Genomic DNA, 26,930 nt, shown 5'->3' with positions numbered 1-26,930 from the left:
CAACGCCGAGAGTCCGTGGTCTACCGCGGGCGCGGCGCCGGAGCAGGAGGCGGATGTGCCGTCGTGGCGTCGCCCGTCGGAAGGTCGCCCGTTCGGGCGGCAGCAGTTCCCGCCGGAGAACCCGTTCGGGTCCGCGCCGTCCTCCGCGGTGCCCGCGCAGACTCCCGCCGAAATTCCCCCGTCCGGGGCAACCGAGCCGCCCTCACCGTGGCCCGGTGAGCGCAGCCGGCTCGCCGAGATCCTCGGGCACCGCCGCACGCCCGGCGCCGGCAAGCCCCCGGAGGCACCCGGACCCACCTCGGGCGGCGGCTTCGGCGCGCCTCCGCTGCCGAGCAGCGCCCCGCCATACCCGTACGAGGGTGACCTCGACGACACCTACGCGGCGCCGCCGGCCCCTCGTGCCGCCGTGCCGCCGGCCCGCCCCGACTGGGTGCCGGCCACCGCAACCACGTCACCGGCCGCCGCAAGCGCGTCACCGGCAACCGCGCCCGCGTCACCGGCCGCCCCGCCGGAGCGATCGCGGCACGCGCTGCTCACTGACACCCTGGCGCAGGGCCTCCCGCAGGTCGAGCCGGCGACGATGAGCGACCGGCGGCCGGTCGACAACAGTGCCGTGGTGGCCCGGCCGTCGTACGATGCGGGCGGCTTCGGGCGTCGTTACGAGCCGGCGCCGGTCGCCTTCCCCCCAGCCACCGAGGACGTCAACCCGTACCCCGCCGCCCCTCCGGCCGAGGAGCCGGAAAGCGCACTCGTCGCCGCGATGACCGAGCCCAGCGGCGCGCTGCCGCAGCGGGTGCCGGCCCAGCCTGACGTCCCCAGAGTTCCGGAGCCGCCCTCCGTGGAGCCATCGGCCGAGGCGCCCGCCCTGGCGCGCATCGCGACGCACCTGCGTCGCGGCGACGTCGTGCCGGCACAGGAGCGGCAGGAGGGTTTCGACGTTCAGGACATCCTGGCCGCCGTCCGTGAGGTCGGCGGTGTGCGGGACGCGTCGCTGCGGGCCACCCCCGCCGGGGCGCACAGCCTGCGGCTGGACCTGGCCGACGGCGCCGACCCGGCCGAGGTGAGCCGTCAGGTGGCCAGGCTGCTCCAGGAGCGGATGGGCCTGGACGCGGCAATGCCGGGGGACAGCCCGGTCGCCCCGTTCCTGCCCGGCCAGTCCCGCCCCGGCCGCGCCTCGGTCCCGGCACCGGTCTCGTCCGCCCCGGCCTCGGCACCCCCGGCGCCGGCCGCCGCCACCGAGGCCGCGTCGTTCCCGCCCGCACCGGCCGCGCCGGTCACCGCCGCCCCGGTGTCAGCTCCTCCGCGCGCGTCCGCGCCGGTCTCGGCGCCGCCACGGTCGTCCGCCCCGGTGTCGGCGCCGCCGCGTTCGCCGGCGCCCGTCTCGGCGCCGCCACGCTCTCCCGGCCCGGTCTCGGCGTCTCCGAACACGTTCACCCAGGCCTCGGCGTCCCCGAACACGTTCACCCAGGCTTCGGCGTCCCTCGGCTCGTTCACCCAGGCCGCGGCGCTACCCGAGTCCCGGGTCCCGGCGCCGGCGGAGCCGCCGGTCCCGGTGCCACCGGCAGGACCCGACCCGATCTCCGCGGCGCCGGCCGGCTACGGCAGCGGCCCGGCCTCGGCGCCGACCGGCTACGGCAGCGGCCTCGCCCCGGCCCCCTACGGCAGCAGTCCGGCCCCGGTCCAGCGAACTCGGCAGGTGGCCGCCCCGCCCGTCGAGCAGCGCACCTCCCTGGTGCCGGCCGACGCGAGCAGGCCGCGCCCACTCGACCCGGGCGACACCCCGGGTCCGCGCGTGGTCATCGAGAACGTGCACGTCAACACGTTCGGCGCGGACGCCAGCGTCGAGGTCCGTCTGCGCGCCGGCGGCCGGTCCGCCTCCGGCGTCGCGACCGGCCCGGCCGTCGACGGATACCTGCTGCGGCTCTGCGCCACGGCCACCGCCGGCGCGGTCGACGAACTGCTCGCCACGTCCCAGCACGAACACGGCCCGGCCCGCTGCTTCGTCGAACACGCCGCCGCGGTGTCGTTCGGCTCGATGCAGGTGGCGGTCGTGGTGCTGCTGCTCTCCTGCGAGGGCGGCTGGGTGGAGCAGCTGGCCGGTTCGGCCGTGGTGACCGGCGACGACCGGCACGCCATGGTCCGCGCCACACTTGCGGCAGTCAACCGGCGGCTTGAGGCACTCTTGGCTTGATGAGAGGCGCGGTACTGGCCGACGACAGCGCGCTGTTGCCGGCGGACGAGATCCCACCGCCCTGGCCCGCTCGCCGGGTCACGGTCGGCGACGCGATGCTGCACGTCCGGGACACTCCCGGGCACCCCGGCGCCGAGCCGGCCGTCTACGTGCACGGCCTCGGCGGCTCCTCGCAGAACTTCACCGACCTGGCCGGCCTGCTTGCCGACCGGCTCGACGGGCAGGCTGTCGACCTGCCCGGTTTCGGCTACAGCGACGCCATCCCGAAATACTCGATCCCGGCCTTCGCGGCCACCCTGATCGACTACCTGGACCACTCCGGCCGCGGCCCGGTCCACCTGATCGGCAACTCGCTGGGCGGTTCCATCTCGGTGCGCGTCGCGGCCCTGCGGCCCGACCTGGTGCGTACCCTCACGCTCATCTCACCGGCCATGCCGTTCCTCAACCCGCGCCGCACGGCGCAGGGCCCGGTGCTGCCGCTGCTCGCCCTGCCCGGGGCGGAACGGCTGATGGCGTGGGCGCTGACCCGGGTCACCGCCGAGCAGATGGCCGAGCAGGTGCTCGCGGCCTGCTTCGGCGACACCACGAAGGTGCATCCGCAACGCCGCGCCGAGGCGATGGAGGAGATCCAGCTGCGCTACACGGTGGCGCACTACCCGAAGGCCTACCTGGGCACGCTGCGCGGTCTGGTCGGCAGCTTCCTGCGGGCCTACCTGCCGGGCGACAACTCGCAGTGGCGCCTCGCCGCCCGGGTGCAGGCGCCCACGCTGGTGATCGGCGGCCTCAACGACAAGCTGGTCGACCCGCGGGTGCCCACGCAGGTGGCGCGCGCGATCCCGGACAGCCGGCTGCTGGTGCTGCCGGGCGTCGGCCACGTCGCCCAGATGGAGGTCCCCCGCCTGGTGGCCCGGGGCATCGCCGGACTGCTCGACGAGGTGGCGGCGACCGCGAAACGCTGAGATGTGTCGCGCGCCGCACTCGATCAACTCGGTGCACCCGCTTCGACGGCATGTGCCAACCTGGAAAACCCATGATGTCTCCAGCCTCGCCGCCCGCCGGCCCGCGGAACTCTGCCCCGACCGACCGGTGGCGCCAGTCCTGGCTGGTGATCCTGGGCGTGATCCTCGTGCTGATCATCGCCGTCATGATCGGCAACCGGATCGTCGCCGGCCCGGAGCCTGCCGGGAACGCCGCCGCGGCCGCGTCACCCACCTTCGTCTTCGCCTCGCCCGCTGACTCCGCGTCGGCCACCCCGTCGCCGTCGGCCTCCCGGGCGCTGGAAGCCTCGCCTTCGGCCTCCGGCATCTTCCCGGAGGCAGGCCTGCTGCGACTGCCCGGCAAGGTGCCCACGCACGGTTCGGGCCAATTCTTGTACGGGTCGAAGCGCAGTCCCGTCCTCGGCGACAAAGGGCAGTTGCGCCGCTTCCGGGTGGCCGTGGAGAAGGGCAGCAACGAGGACGTCGAGTCCTTCGGCGCCCAGGTGCGGTCCATCCTCGGTGACAAGCGCAGCTGGATCGGCAACGACAACGTCCGCCTCCAGATGGTCACCGGCGCCGACCGGTCCGACTTCACCGTCTACCTCGCCACCCGCGACACCGCCGGCCAGATGTGCGCCCGCGGTGGCACCAATATCCGGGTCGGCGGTGTCCCGTACACCTCGTGCCGCACCCCCGGCAAAGCCGTCATCAACCTGGACCGCTGGCGGGTCTCCGCCAAGCCCTACATGGACGCGAAGATCGGCCTGGACACGTACCGCAAGTACGTCATCAACCACGAGGTCGGCCACGAACTCGGCCACGGCCACCAGAACTGCCCCAAGGCCGGCGGTCCCGCCCCGGTGATGGTCCAGCAGACCCTGACCCTGCGGGGTTGCGTCCCCTATGCCTGGCCTCGCCGCGACAACCGCAGCTTCACCGGTCCGGCGATCTGACGGCTTTCTGCCGGGCGCGGCCGGCGCTGTGCGTGCGTGGGCGGCTTTCCGGCGGAACTGGCCGACGCGATCCCGGATCTTCGGGTCGGAAACGCGAAAGTCCTGTGACAAGCGGCGACTCGTGGCAGGCTGGCGCTTGCTATGGCAAACGCGACAAATGGTTCCGTTGATCCCGGTGTTCCCTCCGGCCGGCGTTCCCCAGCCGAGCGCTCCCGGGCCGAGGCCGCGCTGTTGGCCGGCCTGCCACCGGCCCGGGTAGGAGCGCATCGCGCCGACCCGGAACCGGACGAGATGCCCGAACGCAGCCGTACGATCGCCGCCACGGCGACACCGCCCCGCATCGTGGTGACGGCCGCGGCCGAACCGGCGCGCAAGACCGCGAAGGCGGCACCGCACCCCGACCCGGACGCCGAGACGCCGAAGCCGGCACGTTCCCGGGCCGCGAAGCCGTCCGCCACCGGCTCGACCCCGGTCAAGTCGACCTCGGCGAACGCCGCGCCGGCCAAGTCGGGCCCGGTCAAGTCGGCGCACTCGACGTCGGCAGCGCAGGCCGCAGCCCGTGGCACCGCGGCCGGCAAGGGCACCGGCAAGACCGCTGCCGGCCGGACCGATACCACTGAGAGCGCTGCCGGCCGGACCGCTGCCACCGGAACCGCTGCCGGCAAGACCGCCGCCGGCAAGACCGCTGCCGGCGGGAGTGCTGCCGGCAGGACCGCTACCGGCCGGGCTGCCGTCCGCAAGAGCACAGCGGCTCCGGCCGAACCCGCGGCGACGCCGGTCAAGACCATCCGACGTGCGGCCGGCCGGGCCGGCGAGGAGGCGGAGGTGCGGGACGAGGACCGTACCCGCCGCTCAGCCGGCAAAGCGGCCCAGGAACCCGACAGCGTCGCTACGAAGCCGGTGGCGCGGGGCCGGGCCAAGACCGCATCAACCCACGCGGAGGCCAAGACCGCGTCAACCCGCGAGGAGGCCCACACCGCATCAACCCGCGCGGAGGGCCGCGCCGAGACCACGCGGGCGCAGGCGAAGGCCGCGCCGGAGACCTCGAAGCCCTCGGCCCGTAGCGCTGCCGCCCGAGCCGCCCTGTCCGCCCCGGTCAAGGACGTGCCGGAGAACCGCGCCACCCCCGCCCGGGTGCGTTCGGTGGAGGCCGCGCTGGAAGCCAGGACCAGCGCCTCGACCAAGTCCCGCCGCACGAAAGAGCCCGCCACAGCCGTATCCACAACCGCCCGCGCGACCGCCACCAAGCGGCCCGCCGACCCGCACCCCACCGAGCCCGCAGCCCCGACCGAAGCCGCGGCAAAGCGTGCGCCCACCGCCAAGCGTGCGTCCACCGCCAAGCGTTCCCCGGCCCAGCACCCGACCGGCCAGCATCCGACCGGCCAGCACCCGACCGAGCCCGAGCCGGTAGCAGACGAACCGGTGCGGCCCCGACGCGTCCGGGCCACCGCGGCAGCCGCCGACCAGACGCCCGAGCCCGCGCCGGAACCCACCGGAATGACCAGGGGCATCGTCGAACTGGCTGCCGAGCGGCTGGCTGCCTCCCGGCCGGCGACGACGGAACCCCGCCCGGACGCGGAACCGCCACGGTCCCGCACGGGGCCGGCAGCACGCTCGAGCCGAACGGGCATTTCCCGAGCGGCGGACACCACGGAACCCGGCACGGACCTGGAGGCCGCCCGACCCGGATCGTCACTCGCCCGCCGCGCGACGACCCGGGCGGCCGGCACGGCATGGCCGCAGCCGGGCCAGTGGCCGGCAGCCGGCGAGCTCCACCAGGAGGACCGGTACGCCGAGCCCGCCCACCGCCCGCCGGCGGGTCTTCCGGCCAGCCTCCGCCTCCCGGCCGAACTCCCGAGCGGCCTGTGGTCGCCCGCCGGCTTGCCGCAACCCGAGGCCGCGGAGACCGCCTACGCCGGCCGGAGTGGCCTTGCCGGCCCGGCCACCAGCCCCAGTGCCGACCCGTGGGGCGCACCGACCGAGGAACCAGCGGCGGCTACCGGCCCGGCGGAAGCGCCGCAAGCGACCGGCTCGGCGGCAGTGGCCGGAGCGACGAGGCCGGCGGAAGCGACCGGAGCGACCGGCCTGGCGGAAGCGGCGACGGCCGCGACCGATCGGACGACCACGACGGAGATCACGGTCGCGGAGTCCCTGGCCGCGGAGCGAGCGGCCGTGGAGGGCATGGCCGCGGAGACCACGGCCGAGCGGATCTACGTGCCCCCGCCCGCCCGCCACGAGCCACCCCCGCTCTCCGAGGGCACCACTCCGGAGCAGCGCCTGGCCCCGCACGCCGGTCAGTCCACCGGTCACGACCTGGGCTTCCTCCCGGATGTCCTGGCGCGCGGCGAGAGCGACGCCGACGACCTGCCGCCGTCGGAGCGCAGTTCGACAGTGGCTCGCCACGCGGCGCCGGAGCCCGAGGTCCGGCGGACGATTCGCCGCCGACGGCGGGTGGTGCTTCTCGCGTACCTCCTGGTTGTCGCGGGCGTGCTGGTCGCCGGGCATGAGTTGCGGGAACAGGATCGGGAGGCCGCGCGGAGCGTGGCCGAACCGGCGGGCCCGGGCGAGGGTGCCGCGCAGGTCCCGGCGGCGACGCAGGGTGTCGCTCCGGAGAACCCGGGCGGTCTGGCGCACATCCCGCGGGAGCCGGTGAGCGAGCCGGCGGCGGGGGCGGGGGAGTTCCGGTACGAGACGAGCCGCGGCCCGATGCTGGGAACGGCCGGTCAGTTGCGGCGTTTCCGGGTGGCGGTGGAGAAGACCGTGGACGGCACCGACCCGGCGGAGTTCGCCGACGTGATCGACCGGACCCTCGGTGACGAGCGGAGCTGGGTGAACGACGGCCGCCTGCGGATGCGCCGGGTGGCGAGCGGTGCCAAGGCGGACTTCACGATCTATCTGGCGTCGGCGGGCACCTCGGAGCGGATGTGTGCGGCCGGTGGGCTGCGGACGGAAGGCTTCACGTCGTGCCGGGTGCCCGGAAAGGTGATCATGAACGTGGATCGCTGGGCGGACGCGGTGCCGGATTATGCGGGCCGCATCGACGAGTATCGGCGGTACATGATCAACCACGAGGTCGGTCACGAGCTGGGGCACGGCCACGAGGCCTGCCCGGGGCAGGGCGAGAAGGCGCCGGTGATGATGCAGCAGACGTACGGGCTGAAGGGTTGCACCCGGAACGCCTGGCCCTATCTGGACGGCAAGCGGTACGCCGGCGACCCGACCCTCTGATTATTCCGGCATCCCGTATGTCGGGCCCGTGTCCCTCGTCATGGGCGTGTTGCGGTTCGACGAGCAACAATGGTCGGCGATCCTTACCACCGAACCCGGGGAGTGAATTGTGGCTCTGCCCCCGCTCGTCGAGCCGGCCGCCGAGCTGAGCGTCGACGAGATCCGCCGCTATTCGCGTCACCTGATCATCCCCGATGTCGGGATGGACGGGCAGAAGCGGCTGAAGAACGCCAAGGTCCTCGCCGTGGGTGCGGGCGGCCTCGGTTCGCCGACGTTGCTCTACCTGGCCGCGGCCGGTGTGGGCACGCTCGGCATCATCGACTTCGACACGGTCGACGAGTCCAATCTCCAGCGTCAGATCATTCACGGTGTCTCGGACATCGGCACGCCGAAGGCGGAGTCCGCCGCCCGGAGCATCGCCGAGGTCAACCCGCTGGTGAACGTGGTCATCCACAACACCGCGCTGGACCGGGACAACGTCAAAGAGATCTTCAGCCAGTACGACCTGATCGTCGACGGCACGGACAACTTCGCGACGCGCTACATGGTGAACGACGCCGCGGTGCTGCTCGGCAAGCCGTACGTCTGGGGCTCGATCTATCGCTTCGACGGCCAGGCCTCGGTGTTCTGGGAGGAGCACGGGCCCTGCTACCGCTGCCTCTACCCGGAGCCCCCGCCGCCCGGCATGGTGCCGAGCTGCGCCGAGGGCGGTGTCCTGGGCGTGCTCTGCGCGTCGATCGGCTCGATCCAGGTGAACGAGGCGATCAAGCTGATCACCGGCATCGGTGAGCCGCTCGTCGGGCGTCTGATGGTCTACGACGCCCTGGAGATGGAGTACCGCAAGATCAAGGTCCGGAAGGACCCGAACTGCGTGCTCTGCGGTGAGAACCCCACGCTCACCGACCTGATGGAGGACTACGAGGACTTCTGCGGCGCCGTCTCGGTCGAGGCGCAGGAGGCCACCTTCAACGCGACCATCACGGCCCGGGAGCTGAAGGACTGGCAGGACAGCGGCAAGGACATCTTCCTGGTCGACGTCCGCGAGCCCGCCGAGTGGGAGATCAACCGGATTCCGGGTGCGACCCTGATCCCGAAGGGCGACATCCTCTCCGGCGCGGCCCTGGCGCAGTTCCCGCAGGACCGGCAGATCGTGCTGCACTGCAAGTCCGGTGTCCGCTCGGCCGAGGCGCTCGCCGCGCTGAAGGCCGCCGGTTTCAAGGACGCGGTGCACGTGCAGGGCGGCATCGTCTCGTGGGTCAACACGGTCGACCCGTCGTTGCCGTCGTACTGACGGGTGTCACTCTGAGGAGTTGTTTCGGCAACTCCTCAGAGTGATCATTGGCTGACTGAAACGGACGAACGTCACAGATGTCGAATCGGCACAGCGAAACCCGGACCCGGACTGTAGCGTCACCACAGTGGTCGATATAGACAGCGCCATCGGGTACGTTGTCGCGCACGGTGACCCGGTCGAGCGCGCCCGTCTGTCGTACCTGCGGACCGGTCAACCGGCACCGGACGAGGTGGTCGAGCGGATCGCTGCCGGGCAGATGCTGGAGGGTGGCTGGCCGGCCTCGGCGGAGGGCGGCGTGCCGTCGATCGACGCCACCTGTTTCCGGCTCGCCGAGCTCGACGACCTCGGCAGCCTGCGCGGCCCGGTGGTGGAGCGCGCGCTGAACTGGCTGGCCGTGGCGCAGCGGGGTGACGGCACCTGGCAGGAGCACGAGTCGCTGGCCGGTGAGGCCCCGGCGTGGGCGTTGCCCGGCGACCCGGAGGCCACCCTCTACCTGACCTCGGTGGCCGGGTTCTGGCTGACCGCCGCCGCCGTCGAGGCCGACCCCTACCAGACCCGGTCGCCGTTCGCGGAGCCGCTGGCCCGGGCCGCCGGCTGGGTCGTCTCGCAGCTGCGCCCGGACGGGTCGTGGCCGTCGTTCCTGGCGTGCGGCTGGCACGCCGCCGGCCTGCTGCACCAGAGGCAGTACTTCTACGAGTCGGCGCGCGTGCAGATGATGCTCGGCGAGCGGCTGCCGGACATGTCACCGGCCGACGTGGCGTCGATGGCGGCGGCGTTGCGCCGGGTCAACCTGGGCGACGACTGGCTGCTGCAGAACGCGCGGAAACGTCTCGCCGAGACGCAGCGGGCGGACGGTGGCTGGGACAGCAACGAGGGCCCGCTCTTCGACGTCAACACCACCCTGACGGCGTTGCGCGCCTGCCGCTGACCGGCAGGCGCGCGCAGCGAACCGCGCGGCGGCAGGCGCTCACAGAGCCGCGCCGCGGCCGGCGCGGCTCTGAAGCCCGGAGCCGCGACCTCAGCGGGTGTGCCCGTTCCCGGTGACCACGTATTTCGTCGACGTCAGCTCCGGCAGGCCCATCGGCCCGCGGGCGTGCAGCTTCTGCGTGCTGATGCCGATCTCCGCGCCGAACCCGAACTCCCCGCCGTCGGTGAACCGGGTGGACGCGTTCACCATCACGGCCGCCGCGTCCACACCCGCCACGAACCGCCGGGTCGCGGTGACCGACTCGCTGACGATCGCCTCGGTGTGCCCGGTGCCGTAGCGGCGGATGTGCTCGAGCGCGTCGTCGAGCGAGTCCACGACGGCCACCGCGATGTCGGCGGACAGGTATTCGGTGCCCCAGTCCTCGTCGGTCGCCGCGACCACGTCGTCGCTGTAACCGGCCACCCGTGCGTCGCCGTGCACGGTCACGCCCTTGATGGCGAACTCCTCCAGCAGCAGCGGCAGGACCGCGTCCGCGATCTCGGCGTGCACCAGCAGGGACTCGGCGGTGTTGCAGGTGGAGTACCGCTGCGTCTTCGAGTTCACCGTGACCGCCAGGGCCTTCTCCACGTCGGCGGCAGCGTCGATGTAGACGTGGCAGTTGCCCACGCCGGTCTCGATCACCGGAACCGTGGACTGCTCGACCACCGTCTTGATCAGGGCGGCGCCACCGCGCGGGATCAGCACGTCCACCAGACCGCGGGCCCGCATCAGTTCCTTCACGGAGTCGCGGGTGGTGGCGTCGAGCAGCTGGACGGTGTTGGCCGGCAGGCCGGCGTCGGCGACCGCCTTGCGCAGCACCGCGACGATCGCCGCGTTGGACGAGAACGCCGAGCCGGAGCCGCGCAGCAGGGCCGCGTTGCCGGATTTGAGGCAGATGCCGGCGGCGTCGGCGGTCACGTTCGGCCGTCCCTCGTAGATCATCCCGACGACGCCGAAGGGCACCCGGATCTGGCGTAGTTCGAGGCCGTTGGCGAGGGTGGAGCCACGTACCACGTCACCGATCGGGTCGGGCAGCGCGGCGAGCTGGCGCAGCCCGTCGGCCATCGCGGCGATCCGCTCCTCGGTGAGGGTGAGCCGGTCGATCATCGCGTCGGAGAGGCCGTTCTCCCGGCCGTTCGCGATGTCCACCGCGTTCGCCGCGACGATGTCGTCGGCCCGCTCGACCAGGCGATCGGCCATCAGCAGCAGGGCCGCGTCCTTCTCGGCGCGGGTGGCTCCCGCGAGGTCGATGGCGGCGACCCGCGCCGCGGCCGCCTGCTCCAGCACGCTCATGGCACACCTTTCCAGATCAAGAACATTGGGTGGTACGACTACAGCAGCACCAGGTCATCCCGGTGGACGACCTCTCGTTCATAGCCCGGGCCGAGTGCCGCGGCCAACTCCGGTGTGGACCGCCCGAGAAGCGCCGGCAACTCCACCGCGTCGTAGTTGACCAGGCCGCGCGCCACCGATGCCCCGGACCCGGCGTCAACCAGGTCGACCGGGTCCCCGGCCGCGAACGAGCCGTCGACCGCGGTGATCCCGGCCGGCAGCAGCGACTTGCGCCGGGCCACCACCGCGGCGACCGCCCCGGCATCCAGGTGCAGGCGGCCGCGCGGCGCGGTGGCGTGCGCCAGCCAGAAGAGCCGGGCGGCCGGCCGGGTGGCGGCCGCCTGGAAGAGGGTGCCGACGTCCTCGCCGGCCAGTGCCGGTGCGGCGAGCGGCGCGGCGGTGAGCACCACGGGGATGCCGAACCCGGTGGCGATCCGGGCGGCCTCCACCTTGGTGACCATGCCGCCGGTGCCGACCCCGGATCTGCTGGGTGTCGTGATGCTGATGCCGGCCAGGTCCGATTCGTCGCCGACGAAGCCGATCCGCCGTGACGCCGGGTCCGCCGGGCTGCCGGTGTAGAGGGCGTCCACGTCGGAGAGCAGGACGAGCAGGTCGGCGTCGGCGAGGGCGGCGACGAGGGCGGCCAGCCGGTCGTTGTCGCCGAACCGGATCTCCTCGGTGGCGACCGTGTCGTTCTCGTTGACGACCGGCACCGCGCCGAGGTCGAGCAGTTTCCGCAACGTCCGGTACGCGTTCCGGTAGTGCACCCGCCGCGTCACGTCGTCAACGGTGAGCAGCACCTGGCCGACGGTCAGCCCGTGCCGGGCGAAGCCCGTCGTGTACCGCCCGATCAGCAGGCCCTGGCCCACCGACGCGGCGGCCTGCTGGGTGGCGAGGTCGCGCGGCCGGCGGCGCAGTCGCAGCGGGGCCAGTCCGGCGGCGATCGCGCCGCTGGAGACCAGGACCACCTCGCGCCCGGCCGCGGCCAGGCCGGCGAGGGTGTCGACGAGGGCGTCGACCCGCTGCTCGTCGATGCCGCCCGTCGCGGTGGTGAGGGAGGACGAGCCCACCTTCACCACGATCCGGCGCGCACCGGTCACCACTTCTCGCACTCGGCCCATTCTGCTCGGCCGGGCGCCGTCGATCGCGGCCAGATCCCATATGGTGGCGACCGATGACACTCCAGGAGTACGTCGAAGAGGTCCTCACGCTGGTGGAGAGCATCCCGGAGGGCCGGGTCATGTCGTACGGGGCGATCGCCGACGTGCTCGCCGACCGCGCCGGCCGTAATTCGCCGCGTCAGGTGGGCACGATCATGGCCAGGCACGGCGGCGGTGTGCCCTGGCATCGGGTGGTGAGCAGCAGCGGCCGGTTGCCGCCCGGTCACGAGCGGGAGGCGCGGGCCCGGTTGCTGGCCGAGGGCGTACCGCTGCGGGGTGACCGGGTGCTGATCAGCGAGGCCGGATGGGTGCCCGGCGGTTCCGTTCCGCCGGAGCGGCCCTGAGGGTTCAGGCCAGCCCGGCGAGGGTCGCGGCCGACCGCATCTGGTATTCGAAGAAGCCGCGCCGGTCCCGCTCCACCGTGTTGTTGAGCTGGCCGAAGAGTTCGGCGCTGACCGCGCCGCAGAGCTGGAAGAACGCGGCCATGGTGTCGGCTACCACCCGCGGCGGCAGGTCCGGCAGGAATGTCTCGGCGACCGGCACCAGCTCGTCGGCGAAGCCACCGGTGAGCGGTTCCCGCCGCGGGACGAGCCCTTTCTGGTACGCGTCCGCAAGCGTCCCGCCCAGCAGCAGCAGGACTCGGGTGGCCGGCATGACGGTGTCCTTCGGCGCCTGGTAGCCGGGCACCGGGCTGCCGTAGATGAGCGCCCATTGGTGCGGGTTGTCCAGGGCCCAGTCGCGGACCGCGTGGCAGGCCGCCAGCCACCGGTCGATCGGGGCCGCCGCCGAGGCCGCGGCCTGTTCCGCGGAGTGGCCCACCTCGTTGTACGCGTCGATGATCAGCGCGGTGAGCAGCTCGTCCCGGCTCGCGAAGTACCGGTAGACGGCGGACGAGGCCATCTTGAGGTCGCGGGCGACCGCGCGCAGGGAGAGGTCGGCGCCGTCGGTGGCGAGGTGTCGGCGGGCCACCTTCTTGATCTCTTCGGTCATCTCGGCCCGAACCCGGGCCCGCAGGTTCGCGGCACTCATGCGCCCAGTGTGTCACAACGAGAGCACTGCTCTTGCAAGCGCCGCATCGTTGTGCGACGGTTGTTCCTGTAAGAGAGCGCTGCTCGCAAAGGAGAACACCATGGCAAAGCATGTCGTCGTCGGCTCCGGCCCGATCGGTTCGAAGGTCGCCGGTCTCCTGGCCGAGCGGGGCGAGACCGTCCGGATCGTGACCCGCAGCGGGAGCGGCCCGGAGCACCCGCTCGTCGAGCGCGTCGCGGCCGACGCCTCCGACGCCCGCCGGCTCACCGAGCTCACCGAGGGCGCCGAGGTCCTCTACAACTGCGCCAACCCGAAGTACACCGAGTGGGCGAAGCTCTGGTTCCCGCTGAACAACGCGATGATCGCCGCGGCGAGGTCGGCCGGCGCGGTCTACGCGATCACCGGAAACCTGTACGGGTACGGCCCCCAGCCCGGCGGCCGGATGACCGAGTCCAGCCCGCTCGCCGCCACCGGCCGCAAGGGGCGGATCCGCAACCGGATGTGGCAGGACGCGCTCGACAGCGGGGTCCGCACGTTCGAGGCCCGCGGTTCGGACTACGTCGGCGCCGGCACCGCCGGGATCTTCTCGACGGTGCTGCTGCCCGCCATCCGGAAGGGCCGCGCCGCCTGGGGTCCGGCCCGGATGGACGTGCCGCACACGTTCACGTACACCGGCGACATGGCCCGCACGCTTGTCACGCTGGCCCGCGACGACAGGTCGTTCGGCAAGCCCTGGCACGTCCCGTCGCCCCCGCCGCTCACCATCCGCGAGATGGCCGAGCGCTACTGCGCGCTCACCGGCCAGCCGCGGCTCACGGTGCACAGCCTGCCCCGGTTCGTGATGCGCACGGCCGGCCTGGTCGTCCCGATCGCCCGCGAGCTGGCCGAGATGGACTACCAGTTCTACGCGCCCTTCGTGATGGACAGCTCGCTCACCGAGCGCACCTTCGGCCTGGCGCCCACCGACCTGGACGTGGCCCTGCGCGAAACCGCGGCCGCCGCCGACGAGACCGCGGCCCGCACCATGTGACAGCGCTCAGATCAGGATGCCGACCCCGCCGCGGCGGGGGTCCCCGGCGGCGCCGGCCCGGCCCACCGCGGTCACCCCGCCGAAGTAGTGGTTGAGTTCCGGCCACTCCACCACCTGCCATCCCGCGTCGACGAGGGCCGCCAGCTCGTCCGGCGGGCACCCGGCCTCGGCGTGCACGGTGTCCTCCACCACGTGACAGCGCGGCCGGGCGATCGCCTCCGGCACGGTCAGGTCGTCGACGAGCAGGCCGAGCAGCGTGTCCACCAGGGCGGTCCGGATCCGCGACGCTCCCGCCGAACCGGCCGCCACCGCCAGGCCGCCGTCCGGGGCGATCACCACGAGCGGGCACATGTAGGACGCCATCCGCCGGCCCGGGAGCAACTCCTCGGTGAGCAGCTCACCCTCGCCCAGCATCGAGTTCAGGTTGATCCCGAGCCCGGGCAGCCAGACCCCGGCACCCAGCCCCAGCGTCGTGGTGACCACGCAGGCGTTCCCGTCGGCGTCCACCACCGAGACGTTCGTGGTGTCCCCGAGCCGCTGCGCCCCCCGGTTACGCAGCGCGGCCGCGACCGCGGGCGCCCGTTTCGGCCGGGACAGGTCGTCGGGCAGGGCCGCGATGGTGTCGATCGTCCGGTTCAGGTCGTGCCGGGCGTAGACGCGGTGCCCGGCCAGCATCGCGCGGTCCACAGCGGTCGACTCGACCCGGTAGCTCGCCAGGTCGGCCGGGCCGAGCGCGCCACCGGCGGCCCGAACCGTGTCGACGAGCACGTCCGCGTACGCGCCGGTGTAGAAGACGTCCGGCCCGCGCTCGCCGAGGACGTCCATCGCGGTGGCCAGGCCGGGATGGAAGAGCAACTCATCGCCCTGGAGCAGCCGGCCACCCGGCTGGTAGGGCTCGGCGCCCTCGCCGTACGCGAGCGCCGGCGCGCACGACTCCAGCGTGCGCGCGTGCGCCGCCGGCAGCAGCACCCCGGTCCGCGCCAGCCCGGCGGCCGGCGCGACCACCTCGGCCCACGGCAGCCGTCCCCACCGCCGGTGCACCTCGCCGAGACCGGCCGGCACACCGGGCACCGCGACGCTCGCCCCGCCGATCGAGTAGATCTGTGGCAGCCCGCCGAAGAAGACGTCGACGGCGACCATCGGCTCGGCCTTGCGGTCGCCGTCCAGGCCGGGCACCGCGACGAAGAAGTCGAGGCAGGTGACCTCGCCGGTGCCGGCGTCGAAGTAGGTGGCGAACCCGCCACCGCCCAGGCCGGTGTAGACGGTCTCGGCGACGCAGCAGGCCAGCACGGCCGCGACCGCGGCGTCCGCCGCGGTGCCGCCGGCTTCCAGGATCCGGACGCCGGCGCGAGCGGTCGCCGGGTGGCTTGCGGCGACGCCGGACGCAACGCTTTTCATGCGGCCGAGCGTAGGCGGCAGGGCCCGATCATGGTTACGATGCGCGTCGATGACGATGCCTGGTCCCTCTCCAGTGGTACCCCGGACGGGCGCCCTGCCCCGCGGAGTTCTGGCTGGATATGCGCTGGGTTCTCTGGTCACCGGCGCCTTCGGGGCAGTGCCCGGTTTGCTTCTTCTGCCGTATCTGACCGACACGCTCGGTGTGGCGGCAGGTGTCGCCGGGCTCCTGGTGCTGCTGCCGAAGGCGTGGGACGTCCTGGTCAATCCGGTGGCCGGCCGGATCTCCGACGCGCGCGGTTCCCGCCGGCCGTTCCTGCTGGTCGCCGGCCTGCTGCTGGGCGTGCTCTTCGCCGCCATCTTCGCGGCGCCGTTCGGCGGCGGCGCGGCCTCCGGCGCCTACGTCGCCGTCGCGTTCCTCGCGGCCGCCACCGCCTACGCGTTCTTCCAGGTCCCCTACGTCGCGATGCCGGCCGAGCTGACCGACGGCTACGCCGAACGCACCCGCCTGATGACCTGGCGGGTCGCCGTCCTGGCGTGCGCGATCCTGGTCTCCGGCGCCCTCGCGCCCCTCGTCGTCGACCTGACCGGCGGCGGCCGCGAGGGACACCGGTGGTCCGGCGCCTTCGTCGGCGCGCTCATCGTCGTGGGCACGCTCGCGACCTTCTGGGGTACGCGCAACGCCGGCGCCCGCACCGCGGCGGAGTCCGAGCCCAGCCTCCGCGCGCAGCTGCGCGTGGCTTCCGGCAACCGCCCGTTCCGCGCCCTGCTGATCTGTTTCGTGGTGCAGGCCGCCGGCATCGGCACCATGCTGGCCGGCGTCCAGTACTTCGCCGATCACGTGCTCGCACAACCCTCCGGCGCGACCTTCCTGTTCGCCGCGTTCGTCGGACCGGCGCTGCTCGTGATGCCCCTGTGGACGGCGGTCGGCAACCGGTACGGCAAGCTCCGTTCCCTGATCGCCTCGTCACTGCTCTTCGCGGCGGGCGCTCTCGTCCTGCTCTCGGCGCCGGCCCTGCCACCGGTCGCGGTCTACCTGATCGTCGCGGTGATCGGCGCCGGCTACGCGGGCCAGCAAGTCTTCGCGCTGTCGATGCTCCCGGACTGCATCGCGTACGACACCGAGCGCACCCGCCGCCGCCAGGCCGGCGTCTTCACCGGCCTGTGGACCGCGGGGGAGACCTTCGGCCTGGCGCTCGGCCCCGGCATCTACGCCGTGATGCTGCAGCTCACCGGGTACGCCTCCTCGGCCACCGGCGAGTCCGCGGCACAGACCGGCACCGCCCGGCTCGGCGTGCTGCTCGGCTTCACCGTCGTACCGGCCGTCCTGGTCGGCGCCGCGCTGGTGCTGCTCCGCGGCTACCGGGAACTGACCCGATCGGAGGTTCCGTCGTGATCGATGCGCTGCCGGAGAAGGGTGTGCCCGCCGAACAGGTCCTCGCCGAGCTGCGGGAACTGCGCGGGGCCGACCTGCCGACACATGGCGGGCGCCTGTTCGCGTACGTCTACGACCCGGCCGTGGACGGCCTGGACGAGCTGGCCCGCGCCGCGCACGCCGTCTCCGCCTCGGTCAACGGCCTCGACCCGACCGCGTTCCCGTCCCTGCTCGCCATGGAGAACGCGCTCGTCGGCGCGGCCGCCCGGCTGCTCGGCGGCGACGCGGACACCGTCGGCAGCGTCACCAGCGGCGGCACCGAGTCACTGATCCTCGCGGTGAAGGCGGCCCGCGACGCCCACCCTGAGATCACGCGCCCGCGCCTGGTGGTCCCGTCCACGGCACATGCCGCGTTCGCCAAGGCCGCGCACTATCTGCGGGTCGAGCTCGACGTCGTACCGACGAAAGGGCTCACCGCGGACCCGCCCGCGATGGCCGCGGCGATCGGTCCGGACACGGTCCTGGTCGCGGCCTCGGCACCGTCGTACGCGCACGGCGTGATCGACCCGATCCCCGAGCTCGCCGCGGCAGCGGCCGCACGCGGCGTGCGTCTCCACGTCGACGCCTGCTTCGGCGGCTGGATCCTGCCCTACCTGCGGCGGCTCGGCGCCGACCTGCCCGCTTTCGACCTCTCCGTACCGGGCGTCACCAGCATCTCGGCCGACCTGCACAAATACGCCTACACGCCGAAGGGCGTCTCGGTCCTGCTGCACCGCGACGAGGCGCTGCGCCGGCCGCAGTACTTCGCCTATGCGGACTGGCCCGGCTACACGATGATCAATCCGGTCATCTCGTCGACGCGTTCGGGCGGGCCGATCGCGGCGGCGGTCGCCACGATGCGCTCGATCGGCGATGCGGGCTATCTGGACCTGGCCGCCCGTACCCGGGAAGCCGTGGAAATTCTCGCCGCGGCGGTGACCGAAACCGACGGGGTCCGCCTGTATGCGCCCGCGACCACAAGCGTGGTCTGCCTGGCCTCGGACGGGGTGGACCTGTTCGTGCTCGCCGACGAACTCGCCGCGCGCGACTGGCACACCCAGCCGCAGATGGCGTACGGCGACCTCCCGCCCACCATCCACCTCACCGTGACGGCCTCCGTGCGCCCGACCGCCCCCGCGTTCGCCGCGGACCTGGCCGAGGCCGTGGCGGCGGCGCAGGCCCGGGGCCCGGTCGAGGTGCCGGAACTGCCGCCGCTCACCCCGGAGATGATCACGCCCGAGCTGATCGCCGGCCTGGCCCAGGGCCTGGGTCTCGGTGGCGGCGACTTCTCCCGGATGGCCGTGGTGAACACGGTGCTGAACGCGGCGCCGCCGGCCCTGCGGGAAGCCCTGCTGACCGGCTTCCTGAGCCACCTGCAACGTCCACCCAAACGATGACGCAATTTTTGCGTCATTAAGAGTAGCGTTGGCCCATGCTGTACCCGTCCCCGCGTCTGAGAGCAATCGACCAGGATGTACTGATCGGCATCGACGACATGCGCCAGCGATTGCGGAACCAGATCCAGGGCAATCCCGCCAAGTGGACGCTCGGGTTGCGGAAGTTCCTGACGGCTGATGCCGTGGCCGCGTCGAACTCCATCGAGGGTTTCAAGGTTTCGACGGAGGACGTCCAGGACCTGATGGATGGCGAGCGAGACGTCGATGTCTCGGAGGAGAATCGCGAAGAAACCCTCGCCTATCAGCGAATGATGACCTACGTGCAGACCTTGCACGACGCTCCTGACTTCGCCTACAGCAAGGGCATGCTCAACGGCCTGCACTGGATGCTGCAGGGGCATCGCCACAGTCGCCGCAAACCAGCCGGGCAGTGGCGGGGCGGCCCGGTGTACGTCACAAGCGTCCGCAATCCGCGGCTCGTTGCTTACACGGCGCCCGATGCGTCAGATGTGCCGGACTTGATCGGTGAGCTGGTGGACTGGCTCAACGCCGAGGACGGTGAGCATCCGTTGGTTCGCGCGGCCATGGCACATCTGCACTTGGTCTCCATTCACCCTTGGGCTGACGGCAACGGCCGGATGTCCCGCTCGCTCCAGACGCTGATGATCGCGCGTGAGGGCGTGCTCTCCCCGGAGTTCTCTTCGATCGAAGCTTGGTTGGGAGAGCCCGGTAACACCTGGGATTACTACCGAGAGCTTCAACGCAGGGGCGCGGAATATCAGCCCGACCAGGATGTGTCGAGTTGGATTCGCTTCAATCTGACCGCTTACCACCAACAAGCGCAATCCGTGCGTGCACGGACGAACCAGTCGGTAGCGGTGTGGGAACTTCTCCTTCCTTTCCTCCGCGCCGCCGGTTTGGACGAGCGGATGGCCTCCGCACTGCACGACGTCGCGATGGTCGGGCGAATCCGCCGTGCCCGATATGAACAGGCCGAAGGGTTGACCCTTCAGCAGGCGCAGCGCGACCTGCGCGACCTGGCCGCCGCGGATCTGCTGGAGCCGGTGGGCAGAACCCGGGCGCGCTTCTACAAAGAAGGCTCGCGGTTCCCGGAGCGGGTGCTCGAAGTGGCACGCGCGCCGATGACGCTGACCGCGCCCTATCCGGATGGGTTAAGTTGACCTGATGGCCCTCCCCGGTGTGCTCGGTGAACCCATCCGGTTCGTGCTGAACTGGGGGCGCCGCTATTCCCTGTGGGTGTTCAACTTCGGTCTGGCCTGCTGCGCGATCGAGTTCATCGCGTCCAGCATGGCCCGGCACGACTTCATGCGCCTCGGCGTCATCCCGTTCGCGCACGGCCCACGCCAAGCGGACCTGATGGTCGTCTCGGGCACGGTCACCGACAAGATGGCCCCGGCGATCAAGCGGCTGTACGACCAGATGCCCGAGCCGAAATACGTCATCTCGTTCGGTTCGTGCTCCAACTGCGGCGGCCCCTACTGGGACTCGTACTCGGTCACCAAGGGCGTCGACCAGATCATCCCGGTCGACGTCTACGTGCCCGGCTGCCCGCCCCGCCCGGAGGCCCTGCTGCACGGCATCCTGCGCCTCCAGGAAAAAATCGCCGCCGAGCAGTCCGGCGTGGGCGGCGTCTCCCGTCCCGACGCCCTCGCCCTGACCGCCCCCATCGTGAAGCCGCCGGCGTCCTGACGCACGAGCTACGCCCGGCGTGCCCGCCCCGGCAAAATGTTGATCTGCCAGCGCTACGAAAACGCTGTGATCAAGGGGCCAAAACCGCGATTTCGCACCGCTAGCAGATCAACACGGCCGCGCGGAGTTCCCGTGGGCGGTTTGTCCACGACCAGACGTCGGCGCGTCGTGGGGTCAGCGGCCGAAGCCGGCCAGGATGTCGCGGGCGCCCTGCCGGAGCAGGGCCGCGGCGACCGAGGTGCCGAGCACGACCGGGTCGGTCGCCCATTCGTGGGCGTCCAGGACGGTCTTGCCGTCCAGGCTGAGCACCCGGGCGCGCAACCCGATCCGGCCGTCGGGTTCGGTGCGGGCGTAACCGGCGATCGGCGAATGACAGCTGCCCTGCAGGATGTGCAGCATCGTGCGCTCGGCCTCGGTCTCCCGGCCGGCCGCGCGGTCGCCGAGGGCCTCGGCCAGTTCCCGGGTCGCCGGGTCGTCGTCGCGGCACTGGAGAACCAGGGTGCCGGAGCCGACCGCCGGCACGAAGGTGTCCACGTCGATCGGGTGTGTCATCCGCTCCGGCGCGCCGATCCGGTGCAGGCCGGAGACGGCGAGGAGCAGTGCGTCGTACTCGCCGGCGTCGAGTTTGGCCAGCCGGGAGTTGGCGTTGCCGCGGATCGGCACCGCGGTCAGGTGCGGGAAGTGCAGGGCGAGCTGAGCGACCCGGCGTACGGCCGACGTGCCCACCCGGGCCCCGGCGGGCAACTCGTCGAGCCGCCGGCCGCTCGGTGAGATCAGGCAGTCGCGCACGTCGTCGCGGGCCAGGTAGGCGGCGAGCACCGTGCCGGCGGGCGCGGGCCGGTCGCCGGGGACGTCCTTGACGCAGTGCACGGCCAGGTCGACCCGGCCGGCCAGCAGCGCCTGGTCGACCTCCTTGGTGAAGGCCCCCTTGCCGCCGAGGTCGGCGAGCGAGCCCTGCCACCGGTCGCCGCTGGTGGAGAGCGGCAGCACCTCGACGGTCACTTCCGGCCGGCGCTCGGCGAGCATCCGGCGCACCCGTTCGACCTGGGCGAGGGCCATCGGTGAGGAACGGGTGCCGATACGCAGCAAGCGTGAAGCGGACATAGCGGAAAGGGTAGCGGTTCTGCTCCGAGCGGATGACCGACCCGGGGTGCGACGGGTGAGTAGCGTGATCGACATGGCCTCCGAGTCCCGTGCCGATGTCATCGTCGACGTGCTCACACGGGAGTTCGGTGCGCTGATGGCGGTCGACCCGGCCGCGTTCCGCCGCAAGTTCCGGAAGATGGCGGCGTCGCCGTTCGCGTTCTACCGGGGCAGCGCCTCGCTGTTCTACGCGGATCTGACCGGCGGGTACCGCGACGACAGTTTCCTCGACGAGCGGACCAGCCGGGTGTGGATCCACGGTGACCTGCACGCCGAGAACTTCGGCACCTACATGAACTCGTCCGGCCACCTGGTCTTCAACGTCAACGACTTCGACGAGGCGTATGTGGGCCCGTTCAGCTGGGACCTCAAGCGGTTCTCGGCGAGCGTGGCCCTGATCGGCTACTCGAAGGCGCTCTCCGACGACAACATCACGGCGCTGGTCACGGCGTTCGCCGGGGCCTACCTGACCGAGTTGCGGGCGATCGCGCACGGCGGCGACGACGCGATCGGCTCGATCACCCTGGCGAACGCGGACGGTGTGCTGCGCCGGGTGCTGCAGCGGGCGCGGCTGAACACCCGGGTGGATCTGCTGGCGACGCAGACCACGATCGACGACTTCGAGCGGCGGTTCTCGCTCGGCGACGGCGTCCACGACGTCGACCCGGACACCGAGGCAGTGGTACGGGCGGCCTTCGACAACTACCTGGACACGGTGCCCGGGCGCAGCCGGCCGATTTCCACCAACATCAAGGACATCAAGCTGCGCAAGGGAGTCGGGATCGGTTCGGCCGGGCTTCCGTCGTACAACCTGCTGCTCGAAGGGCACACCGAGGCCCTCGAGAACGACGTGATCATCTACATGAAGCAGGCGCAGGTGCCGGCGGTGGCGCGCTGGATCGACGACGAACGGGTCCGGTCGTACTTCCGGCACCAGGGCCACCGGACCGCCGAGTCGCAGCGGGCGTTGCAGGCCCACGCCGACCCGTGGCTGGGCTTCACCGAACTGGACGGGGTCGGCCAGCTGGTCGCCGAGGTCTCGCCGTACGCCGCCGACCTGGACTGGTCGGACGTGAACGAGCCGGAGGACCTGACCGGCGTGGTCGCCGACCTGGGCCGCGCGGTGGCCCGGATGCATTCGGTCGCCGACGACGAGTCCAGTCACGACCTGGTCGACTTCTCCACCGAGGAGGCGATCGTCGCGGTGGTGGACGCCGACGAGGCCGGTTTCGTGCGGCACCTGGTGGAGTTCGCGCACCGGTACGGCGACCAGGCCCGCGAGGACCACCAGGACTTCGTCGACGTGTTCCGCAACGGCCGCCTGCCCGGCCTGTGATCCACCGGCGGCCCGGTCAGGACGGCTCGACGGTGAGCGCCCCCGCCGCCCGCCCGATCGTCTCGGCGTCCGGCACCACACCGGCGATGAGCGGCCCGGCCCGGTCGTAGTCCAGCGTGGTCACCGGCGGGTTGTCGGTCGCGCACCGGATCGGGGCCTCGCTGACGGCCTCGCCCCCGGCGGCGCCGACCCGGAGGGTGGCGGTGCCCAGTCCCACGCAGACGGCCCGGATCCGCCGGCGGTCGGCGTCGCCCGGGTCCTCGTACGCCATCCCGCCCTCCATCGCCAGGAAGGCGTGCCGCGGGGTGCCGGCGAGCGCGTCCCGGGCGCGGAGCTGCAGGCGGAGCCGGTCCGCCTGCGCCATCTCGATGGCGTACCCGAAGCCGGCCCGGCCCGGTCCGCTCACCTCCGGCACGACCCGCACGGTCACGGCGCCGCCGCCGGGGACGGTGATCGGCACCGTGATCACGGTGGACCGGTCGGCGTCGTCGCAGGGCACCGATGCCGGGGACGTGGCGGGAGGCCGCCCCGCGGTCACCGTGACGTGCATCGAGCCGGTGCCGAAACAGGCCAGGCGCACGTCGTAGCTGCCGCCGGGCAGGGTGCGGCGTTCCTCCTGCGGGCCGTTCGCCGTGCTGACCGCGACGTTCCCCAGCGTCCGCAACGCGGGGTCGAGACCCAGCTTCCGGGACACCTCCTCCTCCAGTGTCCGGCTGTCGTGGCCAGGGCCGGCGCCGACCGGTGCGGCAGGCGGTGCCGGGGAGTCGCCCGGGCGGACCACCAGGGAGAGCCCGGTCACCGCCAGCACGGCCGCCGCGGCGGTGACCGGGAGGACCGTCCGGCGTCGCCGCGCGGCCCGGCGCAGCGGCCCGGTGCCGGGCGGGACCACGGTGGTGAGCGTCTCGGCCCGCAGATCCGCGAAGAGTTGCTCGATCTTGTCGCTCATCGCGCACCTCCGGCGCTGTCGGTGACGTCGAGCCGGGTCGCGAGTGCGGCCCGGCCCCGGTGCAGCCAGGACTTCACGGTCCCGACGGCGACGCGTTCCCGCCGGGCGATCTCGGCCACCGGCAGATCCGCCAGGTAATGCAGGACCAGCGCCCGGCGCTGGGTGTCCGGCAGCGTGGCGAGCGCGTCGACGAGCGCGACCCGTTCCGGGCCCGGCCCCTCGGTCTGCGCCTCCACCCGGCGTTGCCGGCTCAGGAAGCTCAACGCGGTCCGCGCGCGGCGCCACCGGCTGACCGCCAGGTTCCAGGCCACCCGGCGGATCCAGGCGACCGGGTCGTCGTACTCGGTGACGGTCTTCCACCGCAGGAGCGCCCGGTAGAACGCCTCCTGGACCACGTCGTGCGCCTCCTGGCGGTCGCCGAAGTAGGCGTAGAGCTGCACGACGAGGTCGGCGTAGTGCGCGGCGTAGACCTCGTCGAACGACGGCGGTTCGTGGCGCACGGCGATCCGCGTCTCCGTTCCGGCTCCGGCGATGGCTGTCACGGCCACTACACGCCCGGACCCGGCGGCCGGTTGCGCAGGCCGCCGGAAAACCTTCACCGCGCCCGCCGCGGCTGCCGCGGTGGTCACCCGGCCGGACGGTTCCCTCGGCGACACGTTCCCGCCGGGCGATCTCCGCCACCGGCAGGTCCGCCAGGTACCGCAGCACGATCGCCCGGCGCTGTGCCGGCGGCAGGGTGCCGAGCGCGGCGAGCAGGGCGACCCGTTTTGGGTTCGGGCCGTCGGTCTGCGGTTCGCCCGGGCGTTGCCGGCGCAGGAAGTTCATCGCGGTCCGGGCCCGGCGCCAGCGGCTGACCGCCAGGTTCCCGGCGACCCGGCGGATCCAGGCGACCGGGTCGTCGTACCCGATGAGGGTGTTCCATCGGGCCAGCGCGCGGCAGAACGCCTCCTGGGCCACGTCCTGGGCCTCCTGCCGATCGCCGAAGTACGCGTACAACTGCACGGCGAGATCGGTGTAGTGAGCGGCGTAGACCTCGTCGAAGCTGGGCGGTTCGTCTCGGGCGGGAATGGGTGTCTCCGGTTCGGCGATGGCGGTCACGCGGAATACACGTCCGTGCCCGGCGGAACGTTGCGCGGCCCGGGTGGCCCATAGGATGTGGCGCATGACGCCCGAAGAGGTCGGTGACCGCCTGGCCGCGCTGCTGGCGACGGACGACCCGGCGACCGGTGCCGTCGCGACAGGTGTCACCGGGGGCGGCCCCGGTCACGCCCGCGCCGTCGTCGACGTGCCGCCGGCCCGATGGTGGCACGCCGCCGAGGTGGCCCGCGACCCGGGCGCGATCGGCTGCGACTTCTTCGACTGGCTCTCCGCGGTGGACGAGCTGGACGACGGTTTCACCGTGATCGCGCACCTCTGGTCCACCCGGCGCCGGCACGGCGTGCTGCTGCGCGCCCGGGTGCCGCGCGCCGACCCGGAGATCGAGTCGCTGGTGGACCTCTATCCGGGCGCGGACTGGCACGAGCGGGAGACGTACGAGATGTTCGGCATCACGTTCGCCCGCCACCCCGGCATGCGGCCGCTGCTGCTGCCGCCGGAGTTCGAGGGGCATCCGCTGCGCAAGGAGTTCGTGCTGGCCTCGCGCGTCGCCAAGCCGTGGCCGGGCGCGAAGGAGCCGGGGGAGTCGGAGGGCGGCGCCGCGAAACGTGCGCCGATGCGCCCGCCCGGCGTGCCGGACCCGAACGAGTGGGGCCCGCTGAAAGGCAAGGTCCCGCCACCGGAGCGTCCGGCCCGCGGCGAACGCCCAGCCCGCCCGGCCGCGGACCGCCCGCCCCGCGCAGAGCGCCCGGCTCGTCCCGCGACCGAGCGCCCGCCGCGGACCGGTGAGGGGACCGACTGATGCCGCTCTGGCTGGACCTGCTGATCCGGGTCGTCGCGGTGATGGCCGCGTTCCTGGTGCTCCCGCTCGTCGTCGGGCAGGCCGAGCACAAGGTGATGGCGCACATGCAGGGCCGGCTCGGCCCGATGTACGCGGGCGCCTTCCACGGCTGGGCCCAGCTCGTCGCGGACGGCGTGAAGTTCGTGCAGAAGGAGGACGTGACCCCGCGGGAGGCGGACCGGGCGGTGTTCCGGCTGGCCCCGATCGTGGCCCTCTTCCCGTACCTCGTCATCTTCCTGACCATCCCGCTCGGACCCGGCGGCCTCGTCGCCCAGCGTCTCGACATCGGGTTGTTCCTGGTCCTCGCCGTGATGGGGATCGGCGTGGTGGCGGTGCTGATGTCCGCCTGGTCGTCGGCGAACAAGTACAGCCTGCTCGGCGGCGTCCGCGGCGCCGCGCAGCTGCTCGGCTACGAGCTGCCGCTGGTCTTGTCGGCGGCGAGTGTCGCGATGGCCGCCGGCACGCTCAGCCTGCCCGGCATCGTCGAGGCGTGGCAGCCGTGGTGGCTGATCTGGCAGGCCCCGGCCGCGCTCGTCTTCTTCATCGCCGGCCTCGCCGAGATCCGCCGCCCGCCGTTCGACATGCCGATCGCCGACTCGGAGCTGGTGTTCGGCTACATGACCGAGTACACCGGCTTGCGCTTCGCGTTCTTCCTGCTGGCGGAGTACGTCGGCATCGTCGTGATCGCGGCCCTGACCACGGTCCTCTTCCTGGGCGGCTGGCACGGCCCCAACCCCGACCAGCTCGGCTGGCTCTGGACCCTGCTGAAGATTTTCGCCCTGTCCTTCGTGATCATCTGGCTGCGGGTGAGTTACCCCCGCCTGCGCGAGGACCAGCTGCAACGCCTCTGCTGGCTGGTCCTGGTCCCGACCGCCCTGGCCCAACTGGTCCTGACGGCCGCCGTGAAGGCCCTGACCTAGAGCATGTGGCGAGGGGTGAGCCGCTTGACCGGGATGTCGATCGGCCACGGTTCGAGGGTGCGGATCCGGGCGTCGAAGAGCTCAACCGGCCGGTAGACGCCCAGCGCCGGATCCAGCTCCTGCGCGTGCACGGCGATGCCGTTCGTCGTCTCGATCCGCCAGTAGTACGGGATGCCCGCCGACGCGTAGAGCGCGGGTTTCATCACCCGGTCCATGGCGAGCGAGGTCGGCGACACGATCTCGACGGCGAGCACGACCTCTTTGGGGGTGTAGTAGCGCCCGCGGCGCCGAGCGGCCTCGTCCGTCGCCACCAGCACGTCCGGGATGAACGACCGGGTGGGACTGATCCTGATCTCGACGCCCTGTGTCACCTGGAGGTCGCTCGGGCAGGTCTCCTCGAGCGCGACGCCGAGACGCATGGCGATGATCTGGTGGATGTCCGTGGGGGAAGGCGACACGAGCAGCACTCCATCGAGTAACTCTCGGCGCAAACCGTCGTCGGGAAGGTCTTCAAGATCATCGGTAGTCCAGCCGCTGGCGCGCGGAAAGAACTCGATCGCAGCGGTCATCCG

General features: G+C 72.4%; 23 protein-coding genes and 1 pseudogene. 15 read left to right on the top strand and 9 right to left on the bottom strand.

Features of this window, described 5'->3' with window-relative positions; genetic code table 11:
• Window positions 1-55 precede the first annotated feature (55 nt).
• From LPA41_RS28745 to LPA41_RS28720, 6 genes are all read left to right on the top strand, one after another.
• Window positions 56-2,191 carry a Daple gene (locus tag LPA41_RS28745; RefSeq protein ID WP_229074019.1) on the top strand — a complete coding sequence of 712 codons (2,136 nt, stop codon included), beginning with the start codon at window positions 56-58 and terminating at the stop codon, window positions 2,189-2,191.
• Window positions 2,191-3,150 (top strand): alpha/beta fold hydrolase, encoded by a 960-nt coding sequence (locus tag LPA41_RS28740; RefSeq protein ID WP_229074018.1) that lies wholly within the window; start codon window positions 2,191-2,193, stop codon window positions 3,148-3,150. Before LPA41_RS28745 ends, LPA41_RS28740 begins: the two co-directional genes overlap by 1 nt.
• Window positions 3,151-3,221: 71 nt before the next feature.
• Complete coding sequence (locus tag LPA41_RS28735; RefSeq protein ID WP_229074017.1) at window positions 3,222-4,121, top strand: DUF3152 domain-containing protein; 900 nt, start codon at window positions 3,222-3,224, stop codon at window positions 4,119-4,121.
• A gap of 291 nt (window positions 4,122-4,412) precedes the next feature.
• Entirely contained in the window at window positions 4,413-7,349 is a 2,937-nt protein-coding gene (locus LPA41_RS28730) for a DUF3152 domain-containing protein (RefSeq protein ID WP_229074016.1), read from the top strand.
• A gap of 109 nt (window positions 7,350-7,458) precedes the next feature.
• Window positions 7,459-8,640, top strand: a complete 1,182-nt coding sequence (gene moeZ, locus LPA41_RS28725) for an adenylyltransferase/sulfurtransferase MoeZ (RefSeq protein ID WP_229074015.1) — start codon at window positions 7,459-7,461, stop codon at window positions 8,638-8,640.
• A 127-nt stretch (window positions 8,641-8,767) separates the two neighbouring features.
• The gene (locus tag LPA41_RS28720; RefSeq protein ID WP_229074014.1) at window positions 8,768-9,571 is read left to right on the top strand and encodes a prenyltransferase/squalene oxidase repeat-containing protein; all 804 of its coding nucleotides are present in this window, start codon (window positions 8,768-8,770) and stop codon (window positions 9,569-9,571) included.
• A gap of 90 nt (window positions 9,572-9,661) precedes the next feature.
• Here LPA41_RS28720 and LPA41_RS28715 read toward each other — a convergent pair whose 3' ends face one another.
• Together LPA41_RS28715 and proB are read right to left on the bottom strand one after the other, a co-directional pair.
• A complete protein-coding gene (locus LPA41_RS28715) occupies window positions 9,662-10,903 on the bottom strand; it encodes a glutamate-5-semialdehyde dehydrogenase (protein ID WP_229074013.1) in 1,242 nt (413 codons plus the stop codon).
• A gap of 38 nt (window positions 10,904-10,941) precedes the next feature.
• Window positions 10,942-12,054: a glutamate 5-kinase gene (proB, locus tag LPA41_RS28710; protein ID WP_229074012.1), complete on the bottom strand. Its 1,113-nt coding sequence runs from the start codon at window positions 12,052-12,054 to the stop codon at window positions 10,942-10,944.
• Between the two features lie 62 nt (window positions 12,055-12,116).
• On the opposite strand from proB, the gene LPA41_RS28705 reads away from it, so the two are divergent.
• Window positions 12,117-12,446, top strand: a complete 330-nt coding sequence (locus tag LPA41_RS28705) for an MGMT family protein (protein ID WP_229074011.1) — start codon at window positions 12,117-12,119, stop codon at window positions 12,444-12,446.
• A gap of 4 nt (window positions 12,447-12,450) precedes the next feature.
• Here LPA41_RS28705 and LPA41_RS28700 read toward each other — a convergent pair whose 3' ends face one another.
• Window positions 12,451-13,131 carry a TetR/AcrR family transcriptional regulator gene (locus LPA41_RS28700; RefSeq protein WP_229074010.1) on the bottom strand — a complete coding sequence of 227 codons (681 nt, stop codon included), beginning with the start codon at window positions 13,129-13,131 and terminating at the stop codon, window positions 12,451-12,453.
• Window positions 13,132-13,231: 100 nt separating this feature from the next.
• Here LPA41_RS28700 and LPA41_RS28695 point away from each other — a divergent pair, with 100 nt between their 5' ends.
• Entirely contained in the window at window positions 13,232-14,161 is a 930-nt protein-coding gene (locus LPA41_RS28695; protein ID WP_229074009.1) for an NAD-dependent epimerase/dehydratase family protein, read from the top strand.
• 6 nt (window positions 14,162-14,167) lie between these two features.
• Here LPA41_RS28695 and LPA41_RS28690 read toward each other — a convergent pair whose 3' ends face one another.
• Window positions 14,168-15,559 (bottom strand): gamma-glutamyltransferase, encoded by a 1,392-nt coding sequence (locus LPA41_RS28690; protein ID WP_229074008.1) that lies wholly within the window; start codon window positions 15,557-15,559, stop codon window positions 14,168-14,170.
• A gap of 49 nt (window positions 15,560-15,608) precedes the next feature.
• Between LPA41_RS28690 and LPA41_RS28685 the strand changes: the two genes are divergently transcribed.
• From LPA41_RS28685 to LPA41_RS28670, 4 genes are read left to right on the top strand one after another with little or no spacing between them, the layout of a single operon-like run.
• On the top strand, window positions 15,609-16,952 hold the full coding sequence (locus LPA41_RS28685; RefSeq protein WP_229074007.1) for an MFS transporter: 1,344 nt from the start codon (window positions 15,609-15,611) through the stop codon (window positions 16,950-16,952).
• Window positions 16,949-18,367 (top strand): aminotransferase class V-fold PLP-dependent enzyme, encoded by a 1,419-nt coding sequence (locus LPA41_RS28680; protein WP_229074006.1) that lies wholly within the window; start codon window positions 16,949-16,951, stop codon window positions 18,365-18,367. The genes LPA41_RS28685 and LPA41_RS28680 overlap by 4 nt, the downstream gene beginning before the upstream one ends.
• Before the next feature lie 35 nt (window positions 18,368-18,402).
• Window positions 18,403-19,548 carry a Fic family protein gene (locus LPA41_RS28675; protein WP_229074005.1) on the top strand — a complete coding sequence of 382 codons (1,146 nt, stop codon included), beginning with the start codon at window positions 18,403-18,405 and terminating at the stop codon, window positions 19,546-19,548.
• 4 nt (window positions 19,549-19,552) lie between these two features.
• Window positions 19,553-20,077, top strand: a complete 525-nt coding sequence (locus LPA41_RS28670; RefSeq protein WP_229074004.1) for an NADH-quinone oxidoreductase subunit B — start codon at window positions 19,553-19,555, stop codon at window positions 20,075-20,077.
• A gap of 174 nt (window positions 20,078-20,251) precedes the next feature.
• Here LPA41_RS28670 and hemC read toward each other — a convergent pair whose 3' ends face one another.
• Window positions 20,252-21,181, bottom strand: coding sequence for a hydroxymethylbilane synthase (hemC, locus tag LPA41_RS28665; RefSeq protein ID WP_229074003.1), 930 nt, complete (start codon window positions 21,179-21,181; stop codon window positions 20,252-20,254).
• 73 nt (window positions 21,182-21,254) lie between these two features.
• Between hemC and LPA41_RS28660 the strand changes: the two genes are divergently transcribed.
• Window positions 21,255-22,556 (top strand): DUF2252 domain-containing protein, encoded by a 1,302-nt coding sequence (locus LPA41_RS28660; protein ID WP_229074035.1) that lies wholly within the window; start codon window positions 21,255-21,257, stop codon window positions 22,554-22,556.
• 16 nt (window positions 22,557-22,572) lie between these two features.
• Here the strand turns inward: LPA41_RS28660 and LPA41_RS28655 are convergent, their stop codons facing one another.
• The 3 genes and pseudogenes from LPA41_RS28655 to LPA41_RS42755 all read right to left on the bottom strand — a co-directional run.
• A complete protein-coding gene (locus tag LPA41_RS28655; RefSeq protein ID WP_229074036.1) occupies window positions 22,573-23,502 on the bottom strand; it encodes a hypothetical protein in 930 nt (309 codons plus the stop codon).
• Window positions 23,499-24,050, bottom strand: a complete 552-nt coding sequence (locus LPA41_RS28650; protein ID WP_374238221.1) for an RNA polymerase sigma factor — start codon at window positions 24,048-24,050, stop codon at window positions 23,499-23,501. The genes LPA41_RS28655 and LPA41_RS28650 overlap by 4 nt, the downstream gene beginning before the upstream one ends.
• A gap of 139 nt (window positions 24,051-24,189) precedes the next feature.
• Window positions 24,190-24,666 (bottom strand): annotated as a pseudogene (locus LPA41_RS42755) (sigma factor); the annotation flags it as partial.
• Between LPA41_RS42755 and LPA41_RS28640 the strand changes: the two are divergent.
• A complete protein-coding gene (locus LPA41_RS28640; RefSeq protein ID WP_229074002.1) occupies window positions 24,665-25,399 on the top strand; it encodes an NADH-quinone oxidoreductase subunit C in 735 nt (244 codons plus the stop codon). The pseudogene LPA41_RS42755 and the gene LPA41_RS28640 sit on opposite strands and share 2 nt — an antisense overlap.
• Complete coding sequence (locus LPA41_RS28635) at window positions 25,399-26,358, top strand: complex I subunit 1 family protein (protein WP_229074001.1); 960 nt, start codon at window positions 25,399-25,401, stop codon at window positions 26,356-26,358. Before LPA41_RS28640 ends, LPA41_RS28635 begins: the two co-directional genes overlap by 1 nt.
• On the opposite strand, the gene LPA41_RS28630 is transcribed toward LPA41_RS28635, so the two are convergent.
• Complete coding sequence (locus LPA41_RS28630; protein WP_229074000.1) at window positions 26,355-26,927, bottom strand: Uma2 family endonuclease; 573 nt, start codon at window positions 26,925-26,927, stop codon at window positions 26,355-26,357. The genes LPA41_RS28635 and LPA41_RS28630 overlap by 4 nt on opposite strands.
• Window positions 26,928-26,930: the final 3 nt, after the last annotated feature.

Origin of the sequence: Actinoplanes sp. DH11 (assembly GCF_020873875.1) — a bacterium.
In the GTDB taxonomy this organism is placed as follows: Bacteria; Actinomycetota; Actinomycetes; order Mycobacteriales; family Micromonosporaceae; genus Actinoplanes.
Note: the sequence above shows the minus strand (reverse complement) of the source record. Positions and strands in the feature narration are given on the sequence as shown.